Source organism: Nocardioides marmoribigeumensis (assembly GCF_031458325.1).
GTDB classification, from domain to species: Bacteria; Actinomycetota; Actinomycetes; order Propionibacteriales; family Nocardioidaceae; genus Marmoricola_A; species Marmoricola_A marmoribigeumensis.
In genome coordinates, this window is record NZ_JAVDYG010000001.1 from 707082 (window position 1) to 727623 (window position 20542).

The 20542-nt window shown below is 72.9% G+C and carries 22 protein-coding genes; 6 read left to right on the forward strand and 16 right to left on the reverse strand.

All coding sequences use genetic code 11. The annotated features are described in order from the left end of the window. Positions 1-32 precede the first annotated feature (32 nt). From J2S63_RS03470 to J2S63_RS03485, 4 genes are all read right to left on the reverse strand, one after another. A complete protein-coding gene (locus tag J2S63_RS03470; protein ID WP_310298650.1) occupies positions 33-695 on the reverse strand; it encodes a response regulator in 663 nt (220 codons plus the stop codon). Next, positions 692-2740, reverse strand: coding sequence for a histidine kinase (locus J2S63_RS03475; protein WP_310298652.1), 2049 nt, complete (start codon positions 2738-2740; stop codon positions 692-694). The genes J2S63_RS03470 and J2S63_RS03475 overlap by 4 nt, the downstream gene beginning before the upstream one ends. Before the next feature lie 71 nt (positions 2741-2811). Next, positions 2812-3531 carry a hypothetical protein gene (locus tag J2S63_RS03480; RefSeq protein ID WP_310298655.1) on the reverse strand — a complete coding sequence of 240 codons (720 nt, stop codon included), beginning with the start codon at positions 3529-3531 and terminating at the stop codon, positions 2812-2814. Between the two features lie 122 nt (positions 3532-3653). Beyond that, positions 3654-4025 (reverse strand): hypothetical protein, encoded by a 372-nt coding sequence (locus J2S63_RS03485; RefSeq protein ID WP_310298658.1) that lies wholly within the window; start codon positions 4023-4025, stop codon positions 3654-3656. 95 nt (positions 4026-4120) lie between these two features. Between J2S63_RS03485 and J2S63_RS03490 the strand changes: the two genes are divergently transcribed. Further along, positions 4121-4366, forward strand: coding sequence for a hypothetical protein (locus J2S63_RS03490; protein ID WP_310298659.1), 246 nt, complete (start codon positions 4121-4123; stop codon positions 4364-4366). Positions 4367-4379: 13 nt separating this feature from the next. Beyond that, a complete protein-coding gene (locus J2S63_RS03495) occupies positions 4380-5306 on the forward strand; it encodes a hypothetical protein (protein ID WP_310298662.1) in 927 nt (308 codons plus the stop codon). Here the strand turns inward: J2S63_RS03495 and J2S63_RS03500 are convergent. From J2S63_RS03500 to J2S63_RS03520, 5 genes are all read right to left on the reverse strand, one after another. After that, the gene (locus tag J2S63_RS03500; RefSeq protein WP_310298665.1) at positions 5299-5787 is read right to left on the reverse strand and encodes a SigE family RNA polymerase sigma factor; all 489 of its coding nucleotides are present in this window, start codon (positions 5785-5787) and stop codon (positions 5299-5301) included. The two genes, J2S63_RS03495 and J2S63_RS03500, sit on opposite strands and share 8 nt — an antisense overlap. After that, on the reverse strand, positions 5784-7163 hold the full coding sequence (locus J2S63_RS03505; RefSeq protein ID WP_310298668.1) for a beta-propeller domain-containing protein: 1380 nt from the start codon (positions 7161-7163) through the stop codon (positions 5784-5786). Before J2S63_RS03505 ends, J2S63_RS03500 begins: the two co-directional genes overlap by 4 nt. Positions 7164-7222: 59 nt before the next feature. Next, entirely contained in the window at positions 7223-10081 is a 2859-nt protein-coding gene (locus tag J2S63_RS03510) for an aconitate hydratase (protein ID WP_310298671.1), read from the reverse strand. Positions 10082-10262: 181 nt separating this feature from the next. Continuing rightward, entirely contained in the window at positions 10263-11444 is a 1182-nt protein-coding gene (locus J2S63_RS03515; RefSeq protein ID WP_310298674.1) for a class I SAM-dependent RNA methyltransferase, read from the reverse strand. Then, positions 11441-13480, reverse strand: coding sequence for an APC family permease (locus J2S63_RS03520; protein WP_310298677.1), 2040 nt, complete (start codon positions 13478-13480; stop codon positions 11441-11443). Before J2S63_RS03520 ends, J2S63_RS03515 begins: the two co-directional genes overlap by 4 nt. A 93-nt stretch (positions 13481-13573) precedes the next feature. On the opposite strand from J2S63_RS03520, the gene J2S63_RS03525 reads away from it, so the two are divergent. Further along, positions 13574-14221 carry a potassium channel family protein gene (locus J2S63_RS03525; RefSeq protein WP_374725130.1) on the forward strand — a complete coding sequence of 216 codons (648 nt, stop codon included), beginning with the start codon at positions 13574-13576 and terminating at the stop codon, positions 14219-14221. Then, positions 14221-14880 carry a potassium channel family protein gene (locus J2S63_RS03530; protein ID WP_310298683.1) on the forward strand — a complete coding sequence of 220 codons (660 nt, stop codon included), beginning with the start codon at positions 14221-14223 and terminating at the stop codon, positions 14878-14880. Before J2S63_RS03525 ends, J2S63_RS03530 begins: the two co-directional genes overlap by 1 nt. Before the next feature lie 6 nt (positions 14881-14886). Here J2S63_RS03530 and J2S63_RS03535 read toward each other — a convergent pair whose 3' ends face one another. Genes J2S63_RS03535 through dut form a run of 4 tightly spaced genes read right to left on the reverse strand, consistent with a single transcriptional unit; the run spans position 14887 to position 17165 of the window. Further along, on the reverse strand, positions 14887-15666 hold the full coding sequence (locus J2S63_RS03535; protein ID WP_310298685.1) for a DUF3159 domain-containing protein: 780 nt from the start codon (positions 15664-15666) through the stop codon (positions 14887-14889). Then, positions 15663-16031, reverse strand: coding sequence for an OB-fold nucleic acid binding domain-containing protein (locus J2S63_RS03540; protein ID WP_310298687.1), 369 nt, complete (start codon positions 16029-16031; stop codon positions 15663-15665). Before J2S63_RS03540 ends, J2S63_RS03535 begins: the two co-directional genes overlap by 4 nt. A gap of 31 nt (positions 16032-16062) precedes the next feature. Continuing rightward, positions 16063-16689 (reverse strand): DUF3710 domain-containing protein, encoded by a 627-nt coding sequence (locus J2S63_RS03545; protein ID WP_310298690.1) that lies wholly within the window; start codon positions 16687-16689, stop codon positions 16063-16065. After that, entirely contained in the window at positions 16686-17165 is a 480-nt protein-coding gene (gene dut / locus J2S63_RS03550; protein WP_310298693.1) for a dUTP diphosphatase, read from the reverse strand. The genes J2S63_RS03545 and dut overlap by 4 nt, the downstream gene beginning before the upstream one ends. A gap of 63 nt (positions 17166-17228) precedes the next feature. On the opposite strand from dut, the gene J2S63_RS03555 reads away from it, so the two are divergent. Both J2S63_RS03555 and J2S63_RS03560 read left to right on the forward strand, forming a co-directional pair. Then, positions 17229-17729 (forward strand): DUF3093 domain-containing protein, encoded by a 501-nt coding sequence (locus J2S63_RS03555; protein WP_310298696.1) that lies wholly within the window; start codon positions 17229-17231, stop codon positions 17727-17729. 24 nt (positions 17730-17753) lie between these two features. Then, positions 17754-18026, forward strand: a complete 273-nt coding sequence (locus J2S63_RS03560; RefSeq protein ID WP_310298699.1) for a DUF4235 domain-containing protein — start codon at positions 17754-17756, stop codon at positions 18024-18026. A gap of 82 nt (positions 18027-18108) precedes the next feature. Here the strand turns inward: J2S63_RS03560 and J2S63_RS03565 are convergent, their stop codons facing one another. The 3 genes from J2S63_RS03565 to J2S63_RS03575 form a co-directional block, all read right to left on the reverse strand. Beyond that, positions 18109-18399 carry a DUF4193 domain-containing protein gene (locus tag J2S63_RS03565; protein WP_310298701.1) on the reverse strand — a complete coding sequence of 97 codons (291 nt, stop codon included), beginning with the start codon at positions 18397-18399 and terminating at the stop codon, positions 18109-18111. Positions 18400-18604: 205 nt separating this feature from the next. Continuing rightward, positions 18605-19426 (reverse strand): inositol monophosphatase family protein, encoded by an 822-nt coding sequence (locus J2S63_RS03570; RefSeq protein WP_310298704.1) that lies wholly within the window; start codon positions 19424-19426, stop codon positions 18605-18607. Then, positions 19426-20526 carry a ferrochelatase gene (locus tag J2S63_RS03575; protein WP_310298708.1) on the reverse strand — a complete coding sequence of 367 codons (1101 nt, stop codon included), beginning with the start codon at positions 20524-20526 and terminating at the stop codon, positions 19426-19428. Before J2S63_RS03575 ends, J2S63_RS03570 begins: the two co-directional genes overlap by 1 nt. Positions 20527-20542: the final 16 nt, after the last annotated feature.

The following is a 20542-nucleotide window of genomic DNA, read 5'->3' on the forward strand; positions in this document are numbered from 1 at the left end:
GATTCTACGGGGGTGGGGCCCACCGGTCCGCCTCAGGCGTCCTGTCCGAAGCCTGCCTCGCGGGCCTTGATGATCGCCTCGGCCCGGTCACCGGCGTGCAGCTTGGCGTAGATCGCCGAGACCGAGTTGCGCACGGTCTTGTTGGAGACGAACAGCTGGCGCGCGATCGCGTCGTTGGAGCGGCCCGCGGCGAGCAGCTCGAGCACCTCGCGCTCGCGGTCGGTGAGCTCGGGGAACACCTTCTTCTCGGGACGGCGGCCGGACGGGGCGGCGAACAACGCGGCCACGCGGCCGGCCAGGCGGGCGCCGAAGACCATGCCCCCGGCGTGGGCCGCGCGGATCGCCGACTGCACCTCGTCGGCCCCCGAGCCCTTGAGCAGGTAGCCCGAGGCCCCCGCCCGGATCGCGGAGAGCACCGTGTCGTCGTCCTCGTTCATGGTGAGCATCACCACGCGGGACTCCGCGGGCCCCGCCGCGATGCGGCGAGTGGCCTCGATGCCGTCGAGCTCGGGCATCTGGATGTCCATCACCACCACGTCGGGTCGGGTGCGCTCCACCACCTCGACGGCGGCGAGGCCGTCACCGGCGGTGCCGACCACCTCCAGGCCGTCGAGCGCGCCCAGCAGCGCGACCAGCCCGTCACGGACGATCTGGTGGTCGTCGACGACGACGACGCTGATGCCTGGGTCGGTCACGGGGTTCCTCCTGGGGTGGCGGACTGTCGCAGCGGGAGCCGGGCGCGGACCCGGGTGCCGCCGCCCTCGGGGCAGGTCACCTCGGTGCGGCCGCCGAGCTCGGCGGCGCGCTCGCGCAGGGAGAGCAGGCCGACGCCGGCCTCCACGTCGGGGGGCACCCCGACGCCGTCGTCGCGGACCTCGACCAGCAGGTCGGCGCCCCGCACCCCGAGGTGCACGCAGGCGTGCTCGGCGCGGGCGTGACGGACGACGTTGGTCAGGGCCTCGGCCGCGATGCGGTAGGCCGCGACCTCGACCGCGGCGGGCAGAGCCGGCAGGTCGTCGGCCTCCAGCTCCACCTCGACCGGCAGGGACTCGGCGAGCTGGCCCAGCGCCCCGACCAGCCCACGGTCGTCGAGGGCCGGTGGCCGCAGGTCGTGCACCAGCCGGCGCACGTCGGCGACCACCTCCTGCACGTGGGCGGCGGTGGCGGCGAGGCTCTCCTTGGCGCGCTCGGGGTCACGGTCGACCAGCAGCCGGGCGGACTCGACCTGGAACACCACGCCCGACATCGCGGGACCGAGGCCGTCGTGGAGGTCGCGACGGATGCGCCGCCGCTCCTCCTCCCGCGCCACGACCAGGCGCTCCCGGCTCTCCTGCAGCTCGTCGGCCAGCCGGCTCGTGCGCGCCGCGGTCGCCGCCTGGCGGACCAGGTCGCCCAGCAGCTGCTCGTCGCGGCCCGAGAGCCTCGAGCGGACTCCCCGCGAGGGCAGCACCAGGCGGCCCACCTCGGTGCCGCGATAGCTGATCGGGAGCGTGCGCACCTGCCCCGGCCGCTCGCCGTACGACGCGACGAGGCGCTCGCCGCCACCCCGGTCGACCTCGACGGCGACGAACCGGACCCCGAACGCCCCGGCCACCGCCCGGGCCACGGCGGCCAGCTGCTCGCTGCCCTCGTCGGCGGTCTCGAGCGCGGAGGCCAGCCCCGCCACGACGTCGTACGGCGCCGCGCGCTCGCCGAGCGCCCACCGGCGCACGGTCACCGAGAGGCGTGAGCGCAGGGGGGCGTAGAGGGTGACCGCGAGGACCAGCGCCACGACCACGACCTGGCGCTGGTCGAGCCGCTCGCCGAGCAGCTCGGTCAGCAGCGCGAGCACGGCGAGGTCGACGAGCACCAGGCCGACCGCGAGGCCGCCGTAGAGCAGGGTGCGAGCCAGGAGGTCGCGGATCGGCACGAGGTCGGGCCGGACCACGCCGACGGTCATCGCCACGGTCGGGAGCGCGACCACGAAGAACGCGAAGATCGACTCGCCCTGCCCCAGCCGGAGCAGCGAGTCGAGCACCATGAGCAGGACCATCGCGACGACCGCCCACACCAGCCAGCGCAGGCGGTCGCGCTCCTCCTCGTCGGCGCGGCGGTAGCGCACGACGACCGAGGCGTTGGCGACCAGGACCGGGGCCGCGAGCGCGGTGAGGCCCACGGTCCGCAGCGGGCCCGACCAGGACTGCGGCAGGCCGGGGGTCCAGAACTGGAGGTCGACCCCGGCCGGGACCGGACCGGGGTCCGGCACCCCGGTGGCCTCGATGAGCAGGAAGACGGTCGCTCCCAGGAGGCCCAGCACGAGGACGACCGCGCACAGCCGCCCCCACCAGCCCGACAGCAGCCGACCGGTCGGGAAGATCATCAGCAGCACCGCGACGGTGACCGGCAGGAAGGAGCCGAAGCGGTTGAGGAACCACAGCGCGAGGTTGACCCCCGGCAGCACCCGCTCGTCGGAGACGCCCCAGCGGGCCCAGCCCTGGGCCAGCGCGTCCACCGACCAGAACACGCCGAACCAGCCGAGCATCCAGCCCCACAGCTGGCGAGCGTCGCGCCACAGCACCATCGCGGCCAGGACGGACATCAGGAGACCGAGCAGCCCGTAGCCCCAGGCGAGGCCGGGCGCGAGCCGGGCTCCCGGGCCGGTGCCGGGCGCGACCACGTCGAGCGTGACGACGCCGGCGAGCACGAGCAGCCCCACGAGCGGCGCGGCCAGGACGCCGCGGCGGCTCGGGGGCGGGATCACCGCGCCATTGTGACGCCGCTGCCGGCCCGACCCTGGACGGGTCGGGCCGGCGAGCGTGTCGGACGGTCCGCTCATGCGGCGCGGTGCTGCTTGTCGCCGAGGAGGAAGCCGAGGGAGGTGGCGAGCAGCCAGAGCACGCCCGGCACGATCGCCATGTACTCCGCGGGGCTGACCCCGGCGAGGACGGTCAGGCCGCCGAGGACCAGGCCGACGCGACCGATCCAGCGGGGTGCGCCGCCACGGCGCGCCACGGACCAGATCGCCGGCCCGGCGAGACCGGCGAGGGTCCACAGCCACGGGATCGTGCCGGTCCAGTGGTTGAACATCGCCGCCGACGACTCGGAGAACGGCCGGTCGCCCGTCGCCAGCGGGGTCATGAACTCGGTGTCGAGCCCGGCACCGAGGATCGAGACCACCGACGTGCCCGCCAGGCCGGCGAAGGCGATCATCGGCGCGAGCGAGTCGGGTGCGACCTGGCGCAGCCGGCGGTGCAGTCCCGCCGCGAAGACCAGCATCAGCACGGCGCCGAACGTCAGCGCGTGGTGCATCACGAACATCGCGACCACGTCGCCCTTGAGGTCGGCGATGATGCCCGTGTCGTGCTCCACGATGTCGGGGTTGTAGACCGCGTCGACCATCGAGCTCGACACGGTGGTGACACCGCCGAGCACGGCGGCGCCGACGCCGGCGACGGCCCACAGGCGCGAGCCGTGGCGGGGGGTGCGGGCCTCGTCGGTCCCGGCGGGGACGTCGGAGCGGACGGGGTTGCGGGTGGTGACCGTGGTCGTCATGGCAAGTCCTTCAGCGGGTCGTCCCGGGGCCTCCCGGGTGCCAGGGCTCCCTGGCGATGACCAGACGATGGCGGGCCGGGTGTCCCGCCGCCCAGGGACAGCGGGGCAGAGGATGTCCCGCGTCAGAGCCGGGCGACGTACCTCCGGCCCCGCAGCGCCTCCTCCAGCAGCGCGACCGCGCGCCGCTGGGCGACGAGCCGGGCCTGCTCGGCCTGCCAGACCCGCACCGCCGCCTCGACCGTGTCGGGGTCGGCCACGTCGCGCAGCACCCCGCGCGCCTCGCTCAGCCCCCGGCGTACGGCGGCCTGCCCGGCCTCGACGTGCAGCGCCACGAAGCGCGCGAGGACGACCACGTGCCGGCGCAGGACGGGGTAGCCACGGAACTCCGGCGGCGCCTGGTCGAGCAGCCACGCCGAGGCGGTCTCCTCCCACCCCTCGACCCCCGGCGGTCGGACGAGGGCGGGCCAGCCGGGCGGGACGTAGGGGCGCTCCATGGGTCCCCATCCTAGCCGATCTTCGAACACCTGTTCGACCCTGCACCTTGGTCGAACCCCGCACCAGGCGGGCCGGGCGCCGCTAGCGTGGCGCCGTGCCCCGCCCCGACCCGTCCGTGACCACCGTCGACGACCTCGCCGGCCTGCTCGAGGTCCCGCCCGGCGAGGTCTCGTTCCTCGACAGGCTCGACGCGGCCGACCTGTCCCGGCTCCGCGAGGTGGTGGCCGGATCGCTGGAGCGCGAGGCGCGGGCGATCGACCAGGCCCTCGAGGCGACGGTGCGCTTCCTCCCCCGCCCGCTGCGCGGCCGCGCCCGCACGATGCTCTTCCCCGGCGAGTGAGGGGACCGACGCCGTGACCGACCTGCTGCAGCACGTGGAGATGGTCAAGCTCGCCCACGACCTCGGCGTCGAGGTCGCCGAGGTCGAGTTCCTCTCCGCGCTGACCGACGAGGACCTCGCCCGGCTCCGCGGAGCGGTCAACCACGCGCTGTTCGCGCCCCACGAGGCGCGCTTCGCCCGCATGGCCGGGCTGGGCAGGCACGTGCCGAGCGCCCTCGCCGCCAGGGGCGCGCAGCACGCGCTCGGTCCGCTCATCGCCGCCCGGGTCGCGGCCGTCACCGACCCCGAGCTGGCGGTCAGGCTCGTCGGGCACCTGAGCATCGGCTTCCTCGCGCGGATGACCCCCTTCATCAACCCCGCCCGGGTCGCCGACATCGTGGCCCGGCTGCCCGAGGACGTCGTCATCGCGACCGGCCAGCGCCTCGTGGCGAGCAAGGAGTACATCCCGCTCGGTCGCTTCGTCGCCCACGTCGACCTCGCCACCTCGCTGAAGGTCGTGCGGGCCGCACCGCCACGCGACCTCCTCCAGGTCGCGATCTTCACCGACGACCGCGAGGCGCTCGACCGGATCATCGCCGAGGTCGAGGATGAGGTCCTCGCCGCGGTGCTCACCGAGGCTGCGGCCGCGGGCGACATCGATGACGCGCTCACCCTGCTGGCCTCGCTCGCGGTGGACTCACGGCTGCGCGTGGTCCGGGTCGCGGGCGCCCTCGCCGACGACGTGCGCGACGCCCTGGTCGCCTCGGTCGCCCGCAACGAGGTGTGGGACGCGCTGCAGCCCGTGCTCGACCACCTCGAGGACGAGGAGGTGCTGCACCTGCTCGACGTGCCCGCGCTCTCCGACCCGGACGCCTTCGCCGGGCTCGAGCGCTCGGCGGCCTCCTCCCCCGGCACCGACCACCTGCTCGAGGAGCTGCGGTGCCGGCGGGGACTCAGCTGACCAGCAGCGTCTCCAGCTCGGGCGCAAGCTCGCGGATCCGCTTGATCGCGTGCCGGGTCTGGGACTTCACCGTGCCGAGCCCCACGCCCATCACCTCGGCGGTCCGCGCCTCGGTCAGGTCCTCGTAGAACCGCAGCACCAGCACGGTCCGCTGCTTCGGCGTGAGGCGCGAGAGCGCGTCCTCGAGCGCCAGGCGCGTGGTGTCGTCGCGGGTGACCTGCCGCTCCGGCAGCACGTCGGTCAGGCGCTCGGGGCGACGGCTGCGACGGCGCCAGCGCGAGATGTTGTCGTGGTACATCACGCGCTTGACGTAGGGGTCCGGGTCCGCCGCGATCCGGGGCCAGACCGCGACCACCTTGACCAGCGTCCGCTGCACGAGGTCCTCGGCGTCCTGGTGGTGCCCGGTGAGGAGGTACGCCGTCCGGCTGAGCGCGGCGAGCCGCGCGCCGACGTACTCCTCGAACGACTCGGGCGCGCTCACGCGCCCACGCCCCTGAGCCGGCGACAGCGACGGCGCCACAGCAGCCCGACCCCGGCGACCGCGGCGAGCAGGAGGGCCGTGCCCCCGCCCACCAGCCGCGGATCGCGCACGTCCGGGGGCCGCACACCCGCCACGGTCGGCACGGCGGCGAGGTCGGTGGCGACCTGGGGCAGCGCACCACGGAACTCGACGAAGCGGACGAGGTCGGTCGCGGACGACGGAGCCGTCGAGTCGACGCGCGCGACTACGGTCGGTCCCCCTCGCCAGGACATCAGCGCCAGCACGCGGCCGTCGGCGGTGACCTCCAGCGGCTCGATGGAGTCGACCTCGCTCACCAGCGTCCGCGGCTGCGCGACCGGGGCACCCTCCCCGAGCTGCTGCCTGGCGACCTGCAAGGAGATCCGGTCGTTCGGCCCCTGGCTCTGGGGCGCGGTCGCCATGGTCGCGACCGTCCCGGCCCGGTCCACGAACGTCGCTTCCAGTCCGTTGTCGGGAACGCTGCCGGTCCGTCCCAGCGGCTCGGCCCTCGCCGTGCGCACGTCCAGCCGGTCGAGCCGCCGGCCGGACCGGAGCAGCAGGTCGTCGCCAGATCGGCCCACGACCTCGGAGGCGAAGGCGCCGGTCATGCTCGAGTGCCGGTCGGTGGTGACGTCCCAGACGTCGGTGCTCTTCGTCTCGCAGGACAGGCTGTCCCTGGTCACCTCGGTCACGCGGCACACGTCCAGCAGCAGGACCCGCGAGTCCGGGCCCCAGACGATCGCGCCCTGACCGACCCCCTTCGGGGTCCCCTCCGGGAGGTGCCGGCGGACCCGGCCGGTCTGCGCGTCGTAGACCGCCCACCCCCGTGAGACCCCGGCGGAGGCGTCGTCGGCGCCGGCGGTCCGCAGCGGGTAGGCGAGGTAGCGCCCGTCTGGCGACAGCACCGGAGCGTCCGACCCGTCGAAGAGGAGGTCGGGCAGGTCGAGGTAGCGGTACTTCCCGTCGACCGCCGAGACGCTCACCCAGCCACCACCGTCGGCGCCGCCCGAGGAGCGGCGCCGCCCGTTGTCCCAGAACAGCACCGCGATCCGTCCGGGATCCCCCGCCCGGTTCGTCCCAGGCGTCCACGGGGACGGCATCCAGACCCGGTCGGGCAGGTGAGTCTCGTCGAGGGCGGCGGCAGGCGGCGCCTGCTCCGTCCGCAGCCGGCCCGGGGTCGCGGCGATGCCGACCACGCCCGCGACGAGGGCGAGGACGGCCAGGGTCCCGGCGACGGTCCCGGCGCGGCGGCGGTTGCGGCGTTGGATCCCCTGACGCCACAGGGGGTCGGCGGCCAGGTGCGCGACGCGGGCGTCGTCGGCGATCTCACCGAGGCCCTGCTTCAGGTCGATGTCCACACCCCCAGTACGCCGGCGGCGGGCCCCCCGGAGGGAACCCGCCGCCGGATGATCCGCGATCAGCCCTTGAGCAGGCTGCGCAGGACGTACTGCATGATGCCGCCGTGGCGGTAGTACTCCGCCTCGCCGGGGGTGTCGATGCGCACCTTGGCGTCGAACTCGGTGTCGCCGGCCTTCACCTTGACCGTCGAGGGGATGCCGTCGTTGAGCTCGGTGACCCCGGTGAAGGAGAACTCCTCCTCGCCGGTGAGGCCCAGCGACTCCGCGGTCTCGCCCTCGGGGAACTGCAGCGGCAGCACCCCCATGCCGATCAGGTTGGAGCGGTGGATGCGCTCGTAGGACTCGGCGATGACCGCCTTGACCCCGAGCAGCGCGGTGCCCTTGGCCGCCCAGTCGCGCGACGAGCCGGAGCCGTACTCCTTGCCGGCCAGGACGACCAGGGGGATGCCCGCCTCGGCGTAGCTCTGCGCCGCGTCGTAGACCGTGGTGACCTCGCCGTCCTTGGTGAAGTCCTTGGTCACGCCGCCCTCGGTGCCCGGCGCGAGCTGGTTGCGCAGGCGGATGTTGGCGAACGTGCCGCGGATCATCACCTCGTGGTTGCCGCGCCGTGAGCCGTAGGAGTTGAAGTCCCGCTGCTCGACGCCGTGCTCACCGAGGTACTTGCCGGCCGGCGAGTCCTTCTTGATCGCGCCCGCGGGCGAGATGTGGTCGGTGGTCACCGAGTCGCCGAGCTTGAGCAGCACCCGGGCGCCCTCGATGTCCTCGACCGCCTCGGGCTCTTCGGGCATCCCGTCGAAGTACGGCGGCCGGCGGACGTACGTCGAGTCCTCGGCCCACGCGAAGGTGTCGCCGTCGGGCGTCTCGAGGGACCGCCACCGCTCGTCACCGGCGAAGACGTCGGCGTAGTCGTCGGTGAACATCTCCGAGGTGATGCACTCGTCGATCGTCGACTGCACCTCGCGCGGCGAGGGCCAGATGTCCTTGAGGAAGACGTCGTTGCCGTCCTGGTCCTGGCCCAGCGGGTCGTTGAACAGGTCGACGTCCATCGAGCCGGCGAGCGCGTAGGCGACGACGAGCGGCGGGGACGCGAGGTAGTTCATCTTCACGTCGGGGTTGATCCGGCCCTCGAAGTTGCGGTTGCCCGAGAGCACCGAGACGACCGCGAGGTCGGCGTCGTTGACCGCCTGGCTGACCTCGGGGATGAGCGGCCCCGAGTTGCCGATGCAGGTGGTGCAGCCGTAGCCGACGAGGTTGAAGCCCAGCTTGTCGAGGTAGGGCGTCAGCTCGGCCTTCTCGTAGTAGTCGCTGACCACCTTGGAGCCGGGGGCGAGCGTGGTCTTGACCCACGGCTTGCTGGTCAGGCCCTTCTCGACCGCCTTCTTGGCCAGCAGGGCGGCCCCGATCATCACCGACGGGTTGGAGGTGTTGGTGCACGAGGTGATCGCGGCGATCACGACGGCGCCGTGGTCGATCTCGAACTCCGTGCCGTCCTCGAGGCGCACCGCCGTCGGCGACGAGGCCCGGTCGCCACCGTCGTCCGCACCCGGGTGCCCGTGGGGCGTGCCGGCGCCGTTGCCGCCCTCGGAGTGGGCCGGGGCGTCGCTGGAGGGGAACGACTCGTCGGAGGCCTCGTCGACCTTGGAGGCCTGCGCCGCGTCGGGGGTCTCCTGCGCCGGGACGCCGGCCTTGTCGCTGCCGCCCTGGGGCTCGGCGTCGACGTAGTCCTTGAGCGCCTCGCGGAACGACGCCTTGGCCTCGGTCACCTCGACCCGGTCCTGCGGGCGCTTCGGGCCGGCCAGCGAGGGGACGACCTCGCCCAGGTCGAGCTCGAGCCTCTCGGAGTAGCGCGGCTCGGCGCTGGGGTCGTGCCAGAGGCCCTGCTCCTTGGCGTAGGCCTCGACCAGCTTGAGCTGCTCCTCGGAGCGGCCGGTGAGCTGGAGGTACTTCACGGTCTCCTCGTCGATCGGGAAGACCGCGATCGTGGAGCCGAACTCGGGGCTCATGTTGCCGATCGTCGCGCGGTTGGCCAGCGGCAGCGCGGAGACGCCCTCGCCGTAGAACTCCACGAACTTGCCGACGACGCCGTGCTTGCGCAGCATCTCGGTGATCGTCAGCACCAGGTCGGTCGCGGTGGAGCCCTCGGGCAGCTCGCCGGACAGCTTGAAGCCGACGACGCGCGGGATGAGCATCGAGACCGGCTGGCCGAGCATGGCGGCCTCGGCCTCGATGCCGCCGACGCCCCAGCCGACCACGCCGATGCCGTTGACCATCGTGGTGTGGCTGTCGGTCCCGACGCACGTGTCGGGGTAGGCCTGCAGCTCGCCGTCGACCTCGCGCTCGAACACCACACGGGCGAGGTGCTCGATGTTGACCTGGTGGACGATGCCGGTGCCGGGCGGGACGACCTTGAAGTCGTCGAAGGCGCCCTGGCCCCAGCGGAGGAACTGGTAGCGCTCGTTGTTGCGCTCGTACTCGATCTCGACGTTGCGCTCGAAGGCCTCCGGGGTGCCGAAGACGTCGGCGATGACGGAGTGGTCGATGACCATCTCGGCCGGGGCGAGCGGGTTGATCCTCGAGGCGTCGCCGCCGAGCTCCTCCATCGCCTCGCGCATCGTGGCGAGGTCGACCACGCAGGGCACGCCGGTGAAGTCCTGCATGATCACGCGGGCCGGGGTGAACTGGATCTCGGTGTCGGGCTCGGCGTCGGCGTCCCAGCCGGCGACCGCCTTGATGCTGTCCTCGGTGATGTTGGAGCCGTCCTCGGTGCGCAGGAGGTTCTCCAGCAGGATCTTGAGGCTGTAGGGCAGGGAGTCGACGTCGAGGCCCTCCCCCACCACCTTGTCGAGACGGAAGATCTCGTAGGACTTCCCGTCCACGTCCAGCGTGGCCTTCGACCCGAAGCTGTCCTTGCTCGCCATGCGACTCCTCGATCCGTGTCTGGTCCGTCCGGGCCCATCCTGCCCACTCTGCGTGGGCACGTCACCCGGAGGTCGTTCTTCGACGATGATTTATCTTGATATCAAGATACATGACATCAAGGCATTTCGGGAGGGCGGCCCACCGCCCCGGTGCCCGCGCAGGGCCCGGCTCATGCTCCGCTCAGGGCATCTCGACCGGCACGTCGACGAACTTGGCGATCACCTCGACGTGGTGGGTCATCGGGTAGGCGTCGAAGGCCCGCAGCTCGGCCAGGGCGTAGCCGTGCTCGGCGAGGATGGCCGCGTCGCGCGCGAACGACGCCGGGTCGCAGGCCACGTGGACCACGGTGCGAGGGCCCAGGGCGACGACCTGCTCGAGGACCTTGCGCTTGGCCCCGACCCGGGGCGGGTCCAGCACCACCACGTCGTACGACGACCCGTGGTCGACCTCGATCGCGAGGACGTCGGCCACCGCGCCGGGGCTGACCCGGGCCCACGGCCAGGTCGCGAGGTTGCTGCTCGCCAGGCTCGCGGCGACCTCGTCGCCCTCGACGGCGAGCACCGCCCCGGTCTCCCCGACCGCGTCCGCCAGGGGGGCGGAGAACAGGCCGACCCCGCTGAACAGGTCGACCACGTGGTCACCCGGCCGCACCTCGGCCATCTCCAGGACCGTGCGCACGAAGACGCCGGGGGCGTCGCGGTGGGCCTGCCAGAAGCCGGCCCCGTCGGCGGCGAAGGCGTAGGTGCCGACCTGCTCGATCACCGTCTTGGGCGGCTCCCACTCGCCTCGCACCGACACGACCGCGTCGGGCGCGCGCACCAGGCAGTCCTCGACCGGGACGACCCGGTGGGAGCGGTGGGCCAGCATCCCGAGGCGGCCGTCGCGGGCGCGGTGGAAGCCGACCCGGGTGCGCCAGCGGAGGCCGTCCTCGTCGGGCCGCACGGGCTCCACGACGAGGTCGGTGTCGATCCCGGCCAGCCGTCGCAGCTGCTCGAGCACGATGCCGGCCTTGGCCTCGCGCTGCGCCTCGAGCCGGACGTGCTGGAGGTCGCACCCCCCGCACAGCCCCGGTCCGGCGACCGGGCACGGCGCCTCGACCCGGTCCGTGGAGCGCGTGTGCAGCTCGACCGCGTCACCACGCAGGAACCGGTCGCCGACCACCCCCTCGGTGATCGCGACGGTCACCTCCTCACCGGGCAGGGCGTGCCGGACGAACACCACCGTGCCGCCGACGTCCGGCTCGCCGGCGTCGATCCGCGCGACGACGTGGCCACCGTGGGCCCACGACCCGCAGGTCACGGTGAAGCGGCGTCCGACCGCCGAGGGCCCCTGGGGGGTGCGCTCGCGGGCGCGTCTGCTCAATCGAAGTCCTCGTCGAGGCCGGTCGACCAGTTGCCGAAGGCACGCCCGGCCACGACCTGCTCGTCCTGGCGGGCGGCACGCTCCTCGCCGATGCGCGAGGACCGGAGCTGGTAGGGCACGGAGATCACCATGACACCCGGGGTGAAGAGCAGCCGGGTCTTGAGCCGCAGCGCGGTCTGGTTGTGGAGCAGCTGCTCCCACCAGCGGCCCACGACGTACTCCGGGATGAAGACCGCGACGACGCCGCGCGGCTGGGCGACGCGGATCGCCTTGGCGTAGTCGACGATCGGCCGGATGACCTCGCGGTAGGGCGAGTCGAGGATCTTGAGCGGCACGTCGATCGCCCGCCGGTCCCACTGGTCGACGATCCGGTCACGCTCGGCGGGGTCGGTGGCGACCATGACGGCCTCGAGCACGTTGGGCCGGCTCGCCTTGGCGTAGGCCAGCGCGCGCATGGTCGGCTTGTGCACCTTGGAGACCAGCACCATCGCGTGGACCCGGGTGGGCAGGATCTGGTCGTCGGCGTCGACCTCGAGCTCCGCGCCGACGGAGTCGTAGTGGCGCCGGATCGACTTCATGATCATGAAGAAGGTGCCCATCGCCAGGATCGCGATCCACGCGCCGGCGAGGAACTTGGTCAGCAGGACGACCACGAAGACGACCGCGGTCATCGCCAGGCCGAAGGTGTTGATCGCGCGCGAGCGCAGCATGCGTCGCCGCTCGGCCGGGTCGGTCTCCTCCTTGAGGTGCCGCGTCCAGTGGCGGATCATCCCGAGCTGGCTGAGGTTGAACGAGACGAAGACACCGACGATGTAGAGCTGGATCAGCCGGGTGACCTCGGCGTCGAACGCGACGATCAGCACCATCGCGAAGAGCGCCAGGATCACGATGCCGTTGGAGTAGGCGAGCCGGTCACCGCGCGAGCCCAGCTGGCGGGGCAGGAAGCCGTCCTTGGCGAGGATCGAGCCGAGCACGGGGAAGCCGTTGAAGGCGGTGTTGGCCGCCAGCACCAGGATGATCCCGGTGACGCCCACCACGAAGTAGAAGCCGGGGTCGAAGTTGTCAAAGACGCCGCGCGCGATCTGGGCGATCACGGTGTGCTGGTCGTAGCCCCCCGGCAGAGGGCCGCCGTCGGGGCCGCGGAGACGGTCCAGGTCGTTGGGGTCGACGAAGCGCAGGTGCATCGCCTTGGCCAGGAGGATGACGCTGATCATCATCGTGATCGCGATGACGCCGAGCAGCAGCAGCGTGGTCGCGGCGTTCTTGCTCTTGGGCTTCTTGAAGGCCGGGACCCCGTTAGAGATCGCCTCGATGCCGGTCAGGGCCGCGCACCCCGAGGAGAACGCGCGCGCCAGCAGGGCGACGAGGGCGATCGAGGTGATCGTCCCCTCGTAGTCGCTGCGCGGCTGGATCACGTACTTCGCGGACTCCACGTCGGGCAGCTCGCCGTGGAAGGCACGCAGCGCCCCCCAGGCGCACATGCCGAGGATCGCGAGCATGAAGCCGTAGGTCGGGACGGCGAAGAAGGTGCCGGACTCGCGCACGCCGCGCAGGTTCATGGCGGCGAGGACGACCACCAGGATGCAGGCGTAGAGCGCCTCGTGACCTCGCACGAAGGGCAGCGCCGCCCCGGCGTTCTGGGCGCCGGAGGAGATCGACACCGCGACGGTCAGGACGTAGTCGACCAGCAGCGCGCTGGCCACGGTGACGCCGGCGTTGGAGCCGAGGTTGACCGACGCCACCTCGTAGTCCCCGCCTCCGCTGGGGTAAGCGTGGACCGTCTGGCGGTAGGACGCCACGACGGTCAGCATGACCAGCGCGACCGCCAGGGCGATCTTCCAGGACCAGACGTAGGCCGAGGCCCCGGCCAGCGACAGCATGATGAAGACCTCGTCGGGGGCGTAGGCCACCGAGGAGAGCGCGTCGCTGGCGAACACGGGGAGCGCGATGCGCTTCGGCAGCAAGGTCTCCCCCAGCTGGGAGGAGCGGAGCTTGCGGCCGATGATGATCCGCTTGGATACGTCGCCGAGGCCCACGCGGCAAGGCTAGGCCATGCCCGGGGACGTACGACGGGGAACACCTCCGGTGCCGTCGTCGCCGTGTAGCGTTCCCACGTGCACGTCGTGATCATGGGCTGCGGCCGAGTGGGAAGCACCCTGGCCCGCGACCTCGAGGACCGGGACCACACGGTGTCGGTGATCGACACCAACGCCGACGCGTTCCGGCGCCTCGGCCCGACCTTCGGTGGCCGCAAGGTGATGGGGCTGGGCTTCTCCCGCGAGGTGCTCGAGGAGGCCGGCATCCGCGACGCCGACGCCTTCGCCGCGGTCTCCAGCGGTGACAACTCCAACATCATCGCCGCGCGCGTGGCCCGCGAGACCTTCGGCATCAGCTCGGTCGTGGCCCGCATCTACGACCCGGGTCGCGCCGAGGTCTACCAGCGGCTCGGCATCACCACCGTCGCCACCGTGAAGTGGACCGCCGACCAGATCCTGCGCCGGCTGCTCCCGGTCGGCGCGGAGCCCGACTTCCGCGACCCGAGCGGCACCATCCGGGTCGACGCGATGATGGTCGACCCGCGGTGGATCGGCCGGCGCACCGTGCTGTTCCAGGAGCAGTCCAAGAGCCGCATCGCCTGGATCGACCGCCTCGGCGAGGGCATGCTCCCGACCCGCGAGAGCGTGCTCCAGGAGGGCGACATGCTCCACCTGGTGATGCGCGAGGAGAACGCCGAGCACGTCTACGCCGTCTTCGAGCGCGGCCCCGAGGAGGACTGATGCGCGTCGCCATCGCCGGCGCCGGTGCCGTCGGCCGCTCCATCGCCACCGAGCTGATCGAGAACGGTCACAAGGTCCTGCTGATCGACAAGGAGCCCCGCGCGATCGCCCCCGACCGCGTCCCGGGGGCCGAGTGGCTGCTGGCCGACTCCTGCGAGCTGTCCTCCCTGGAGGAGGCGCGGCTGGACATCTGCGACGTCGTGATCGCCGCGACCGGCGACGACAAGGCCAACCTGGTCACCTCGCTGCTGGCCAAGACCGAGTTCTCCGTCCCCCGCACCGTCGGCCGGGTCAACCACCCCGACAACGAGTGGCTGTTCACCGAGGCGTGGGGCGTCGACGTCAACGTCTCGACCCCCCGCATCATGTCGGCGCTGGTCGAGGAGGCGGTCTCGGTCGGCGACGTCGTCCGGCTGTTCACCTTCCGCCAGGGCGACGCCAACCTGGTCGAGATGACCCTGCCCTCGACCTCACCCTTCCTGGGCAAGCCGTGCGGCCTCATCCCGTGGCCGGACAACTGCAAGCTGGTCACGATCCTGCGCGACGGCATGGTCTACAGCCCCGACCGCGAGCAGCCGCTCGAGGCCGGGGACGAGCTGCTCTTCGTGGCCGCGCCGGACGCCGAGCCGGTGCTCGCCCGCCTGCTCAACCCGCACTAGTCACGCTCAGGTGGTGACGGCGGTGGCGGGGGTGCGGTCGCGGCTGAGCAGCCACACCATGAAGCCGAGGGCGGCCAGCTGGAGCGGCCAGCCCATCACGACCTTGAGCACGCCGAGCGCGGCGACGTAGGCGTCGGCGTCGTCGGCCGAGCGGCCGGCGAGGTAGACCGGACCCTGCGCCACCACCCGCAGCACGCAGGGCGCCGCGAGGGGCCAGGTCAGCTGGCTGCACAGGCGGAGCACCTGCGGGTCGCGGCGCCAGGCGACGGGGTCCTCGGCCATCGCGCCGACCATCGCCCCGACGACCGGGAAGCGCAGCAGGATGCTGAGCACGATCACGACGGCGTAGCCGGCGTTGTAGAGCAGACCGGGCAGGAAGTAGGCCAGTGCCTTGTGCGACTCGTCACCGCCGTTGCGCCCGCCCAGCCAGACGAAGAAGACGCCGACGCCGATGCCGAACAGCGCGTTGAGCACGAACTGCACCGAGCTGCGCTGGACCAGGCGGACCGCGAGCAGCACCAGCGCGAGGCCGACGCTGACCGCGACGGCCAGGCCCACCTCCTTGGTCGTCACGAAGGTCGCGGTGAAGGCGATCGTGGGCAGGGCGGCCTCGGCCATGCCCCGCTTGCCGCCGAGGGCGGTCGAGAGCTGACGGCGTACGGCGGCCTCGACGGTGTCGGTGCCGACGTGGACCCTGTGCTGGTCGGGATGCTCGGGGTCGACGGGCTCCTCGTGGACGGGCAGGCCGTGCCGGAAGGTGAGGTCGTCCTCGGGGCGCTCGGTCACGAGGCCCGCAGGTCGTAGCGCGGGTTGAACATCAGCCTGGTCTCGTCGTGGACGCCGATGCGTCCCTGGACCTGGATCGCACGACCGGGCTCGATGCCCGCGATGCGGCGGCGCCCCAGCCACACCAGGGTGAGGATGCCGCTGCCGTCGAACAGCTCGGCCTCGAGCGCGGGGACCCCGCCGCGGGGGCGGAGGGTCACGGTCTTGAGGATGCCCTCGATCGCGACCATCTCGCGGTCCTTGGCCTCGTTGACCGGGCAGCAGCCGGCCCGGAGGGTGACGTCGCGAAGCTCCCGCGCCTCCTGGGTGGAGTGACTGGCCCAGCGGTTGAGGCTGGTGCGGAGACGGCCGGATCTGGAAGCCATGGGAGAAGCGTAACCGCGCCGGGGCGCAGGTTCAGCCCTGGCGCTGGGCCTCCGGGGGCAGCTGCAGCGGCAGGGCGTCCCCCGGCGGCATCGGGTCGCTGCCGCGCACGACGACGACCTGGCTCAGCGCGGTCTCGAGGAGCCCGTCGGAGTGCCACTCGGCGGCCGGTCGGCCGTAGGCCGAGACCCGCAGCAGCCAGCGCGGGCCGTCGATGCCCAGCAGCAGCGTCGGCTGGGTGACGGTCTGCCCGTCGGGGGTCTGGCCGGTCATCACCAGGTGCAGCGCCTTGCCGTAGGGGCCGTCGACCTCGCTGGCCCCCGCGCCCTGGCGCTCCAGGTCGGCCATGATCTCGCCGCGCACGTCCTCCCACATGTCGTGGTGGCGCGAGGCCGCGAAGGGCCGCAGCTCCAGGGCGCCGTCCTCGGCGACCAGCAGGGCCGCGACGACGGCGCCGGAGGCCTCGTCGACCTGCAGGCGCACCTCCAGGTCGGGGTGGCCGGCCAGCGAGAGCGCACCGAGGTCGATGCGGCTGGGGTCGTCCTCCTCGAGCGGGTGGTCGGCCACGTCGTAGGGCCCACCGGAGCGCACCTGCCCGGGGTCGCCGCCCTCGACCTCCTCGGTCGGGGCGTCGGAGCTCTCTCTGCGGCGTCGTCTCATCGTGTCGTCTCGCTCGTGTCGGTGGTGGGGGCAGGGGTGGTGAACCCCCCGGTGGAACCGTAGCCGCCCTCGCCGCGGCTGGACCCGGGCAGCGTCTCGACCTCGACGAAGCGCGCCTGCTCGACGCGCTGGACGACCAGCTGGGCGATCCGGTCGCCCTTGCCGAGCACGACGTCCTCGCGCGGGTCGAGGTTGATCAGCAGCACCTTGACCTCGCCGCGGTAGCCCGCGTCGACGGTGCCGGGGGTGTTGACGATCGAGAGCCCGCAGCGGGCGGCCAGCCCCGAGCGCGGGTGGACCAGGGCGACGTAGCCCTCGGGGAGGGCCATCGCGAGCCCTGTCGGCAGCAGGGCCCGCTCCCCCGGCGCGAGGCGCACGTCGACCGTGGTGCAGAGGTCCGCTCCCGCGTCGCCGGGGTGCGCGTAGGAGGGCACCACCGCGTCCGGGTGCAGCCGTCGCAGGCTGATCTCGACCATCCCTTCACCCTAGGCGCACGGGGCCGCGGTGCCGCTCGCCGGGCTCCCTGCCACAATTCGGCCGTGACCACGTCCCCGTCGTACGCCGAGGTCCTGCGGGTCCCGTTGCGCTGGTGGGCGGTCGCCACGATGTTCCACGCCTCGGCGCTGCTGGCCTTCCTGGTCGCCGGGCTCGGCGTGTGGGCCTACGTGCTCGGCGGGTCGATGCTCGCGTTCAACGTCGGGGTCTTCCTCAGCTACGGCGGCGCGATCGTGGAGGTGCGGCAGGGCGTGCTCTACGCCGGCCGCGCGCACATCCCGCTCTCGCTGCTGGCCGACCCGCAGGCCCTGGACGGCGACGAGGTCCGCCTGGCGCTGGGCGTGGACGCCGACGCACGGGCCTACCTCGTGGTCCGCCCCTACATCCGCCGCGGTGTGATCGTCCGGGTCGACGACCCCGCCGACCCCACGCCGTACTGGCTGGTCTCGAGCCGTCACCCGCGCACCCTGGCCGCCGCCCTGGCGGCCGGGACCGCCGGGACCACCGGGGCCGTCGTTTCCGGTCCCGGTGACCGGGGAGACTGAGCAGCACCCACTGGAAGGAGCAGCATGGCCGGCAAAGCCCAGAACGTCGTCGCCCTCGTGGCCACCCTGGGAGTGACCGCGGTCGCCAAGAAGGCGGTCGACGCGACGTGGAAGATCGGGTCGGGAGGCAAGGAGCCCCCGACCGACCCCGCCGACCCGGACATCGAGGTGCGCGAGGCGATCGTGTGGGCGGTGGTGAGCGGCGCCGCGATCAGCGTGGCGCGCATGTTCCTGGCCCGGCGGCTGGCGCGCAACGAGCGCCGCACGTCGCGGGTGACCAAGGCCGTCCACCCCTGACGCACCCCCGACCTCTCGCCCGTCCAGGCACAGCACGAGGCCCCCGTCCACCGGACGGGGGCCTCGTGCTGTCGGGCCGGGGTCAGACGCAGTCGCGGCAGATCATGTTCTTCTCGTCCGCGAGCTGGCTGCGGTGGTGGACCAGGAAGCAGCTCATGCAGGTGAACTCGTCCTCCTGGCGCGGCTTGACCTCCACCGAGAGCTCCTCGTTGGACAGGTCGGCGCCGGGCAGCTCGAAGGACTCGGCCGCCTCGGTCTCGTCCTCGTCGACCTTGCCGGAGTTCTTGTCGTGGCGGCGAGCCTTGAGCTCCTCGATGCTCTCCTCGCTCGACTCGTCGTCGGTCTTGCGCGGGGCGTCGTAGTCAGTAGCCATGGTTGGTTCTCTCCCGTGGTGGGTGGGGCATCCCACCGTCGTGTGCGTCTCAGGTGCGTCCGAGGGTGTTCGCGGGCCCGGACCGACCCCCTCGGCACGGTTCCGCTCGCGAAGCGGATTGTGCACCATCGACCCAAGAAATGCAGCACCGGGTCTCATGCCTGGTGACACGTGGTCCAGGTGCTGGCGCCAGGCGTGCGGTGCCCTACCCGCGTGGGGATGAACCACCGGCGAGGAAGCCGCATTCCCGCGCCAGCGCGACCATCTCGTCGTACGACGACGCGGGCGCGGCGACCACGCAGTCCGTGCCGCCGGCACCGGGGTGGTGACCGACCCGCGCCCCTGCCTCCTGGGCCACGAGCCCGCCGGCGGCGTGGTCCCAGAGGTTGAGCCCCTCCTCGAGGTAGGCGTCGGCCGCACCTTCGGCGACCGCACACAGCTCGAGCGCCGCGGATCCCTGTCGGCGGATGTCGCGCACCCGCCCGAGGAGGGAGGCGACGGCCCGGCCCTGCAGCACCCGGCGCTCGGGCTCGTAGCTGAACCCGGTCAGGACGAGCCGCTCGGGCATCGGCGGCACCGCCCGGACCCGCAGCGGGCGGCCGTCGCGCGTCGCGCCGTGCCCGAGGGCCGCGGTGTAGCTGGTGCCCGTGAAGACGTTGACCACAGCCCCGGCGACCACGGTGCCGTCCTCCTGCGCGGCGATGCTGACCGCGACGGAGGGCAGGCCGTAGAGGAAGTTGACCGTGCCGTCGATCGGGTCGACCACCCAGGAGACCCCGCCGGCCTCGGTGGGGTCGGCGCTGCTCCCCTCCTCGCCGACGAAGCCGTCGCCGGGGCGGAGCGCGGCCAGCCGGTCGCGCAGGAGCCGCTCGACCTCGCGGTCGGTCTCGGTCACCACGTCGGTGTCGGAGGACTTGGTGGCCGCCACCGACACCCCCTCCTCGCGGCGCCGGCGAGCCAGCTCGGCCGCCTCGAGGGCGAGCCGCTCGGCGAGCCCGCGCAGCTCCTGGCGGTCGGCGCCCGCCATCAGTCCGACCCGCAGCAGGCGGGACGCTGGGCGCGCGGGTTGGCGCAGCAGCCCGCCGGGCAGACGTCCCAGCTCGGGCCGAGGGAGCCCAGCGCCGGCCGCTCGGGGGCCTCCCCCCGCTCGACCGCCGCCCGCTCGAGGAGCAGGTCGCCGACGACCGCGACGAACCTCGGGTCGATGCCGGCGGTGGCGGCGCGGACGAACCCGATGCCGGCCTCCTTGGCGGCCTCCGCCGCCTCGGTGTCGAGGTCGTAGATGACCTCCATGTGGTCGGCGATGAAGCCGATCGGCACCACCACCACGGCCGGCACGCCCTCCTTGGCCAGCTCGCCGATGCGGTCGCCGACGTCGGGCTCGAGCCACGGCACCTGCGGGGGGCCGGACCGGGAGCAGAACACCAGCTCGTGGCGGACCCGGCTGCCGGTCTCACGGCGGACCCGGTCGGCGACGAGCTGGGCCACCGACCGGTGCTGGTCGACGTACGCCCCACCGAGGCGCTCGCCGTGGCGGCCGCTCGCGTCGTTCATCGAGTCGGGGATCGAGTGGGTGACGAACAGGACGACGGTGTCGTTGCGCTGCCGCTCGGGCAGCTCGCTGAGCGCGGTGAGCGTCGCGTCGACCATCGGCTCGACGAAGCCGGGGTGGTTGAAGTAATGGCGCAGCCGGTCGAGCTGCAGGACCCCCTCGGAGTCGCTCCCGGCCAGCGCGTCGGCGAGGTTCTCGCGGTACTGCCGGCACCCGGAGTACGACGAGTAGGCGCTGGTCAGGAAGCACGCGACGCGGCGGTGGCCGGCCTCGCGGATCTCGCGCACCGTGTCGGTGAGGTAGGGGTCCCAGTTGCGGTTGCCCCAGAAGACGGGCAGGTCGAGCCCGCGCCCGCGCAGGTCCTCCTCGACGGCCCGCCGCAGCTCGCGGTTGAGGTCGTTGATCGGGCTGCGGCCGCCGAAGCGGAAGTAGTGCTCGCCGACCTCCTCCAGCCGCTCGCGCGGGATCCCGCGTCCGCGGGTGACGTTCTCCAGGAAGGGGACGACGTCCTCCGGCTTCTCCGGACCTCCGAAGCAGACCAGCAGGACGGCGTCGTACGGCGTCGGGTCGGGCATGCCGTCATCCTAGAGA

Coding starts and splice junctions, on each gene's coding strand:
- J2S63_RS03480 (WP_310298655.1), bottom strand. CDS start 3,531: ATGACGACCACGGTCACCACCCGCAACCCCGTCCGCTCCGACGTCCCC.
- J2S63_RS03485 (WP_310298658.1), bottom strand. CDS start 4,025: ATGGAGCGCCCCTACGTCCCGCCCGGCTGGCCCGCCCTCGTCCGACCG.
- J2S63_RS03510 (WP_310298671.1), bottom strand. CDS start 10,081: ATGGCGAGCAAGGACAGCTTCGGGTCGAAGGCCACGCTGGACGTGGAC.
- J2S63_RS03525 (WP_374725130.1), top strand. CDS start 13,574: ATGGGCTGCGGCCGAGTGGGAAGCACCCTGGCCCGCGACCTCGAGGAC.
- J2S63_RS03530 (WP_310298683.1), top strand. CDS start 14,221: ATGCGCGTCGCCATCGCCGGCGCCGGTGCCGTCGGCCGCTCCATCGCC.
- J2S63_RS03540 (WP_310298687.1), bottom strand. CDS start 16,031: ATGGCTTCCAGATCCGGCCGTCTCCGCACCAGCCTCAACCGCTGGGCC.
- J2S63_RS03545 (WP_310298690.1), bottom strand. CDS start 16,689: ATGAGACGACGCCGCAGAGAGAGCTCCGACGCCCCGACCGAGGAGGTC.
- dut (WP_310298693.1), bottom strand. CDS start 17,165: ATGGTCGAGATCAGCCTGCGACGGCTGCACCCGGACGCGGTGGTGCCC.
- J2S63_RS03560 (WP_310298699.1), top strand. CDS start 17,754: ATGGCCGGCAAAGCCCAGAACGTCGTCGCCCTCGTGGCCACCCTGGGA.
- J2S63_RS03565 (WP_310298701.1), bottom strand. CDS start 18,399: ATGGCTACTGACTACGACGCCCCGCGCAAGACCGACGACGAGTCGAGC.
- J2S63_RS03570 (WP_310298704.1), bottom strand. CDS start 19,426: ATGGCGGGCGCCGACCGCCAGGAGCTGCGCGGGCTCGCCGAGCGGCTC.
- J2S63_RS03575 (WP_310298708.1), bottom strand. CDS start 20,526: ATGCCCGACCCGACGCCGTACGACGCCGTCCTGCTGGTCTGCTTCGGA.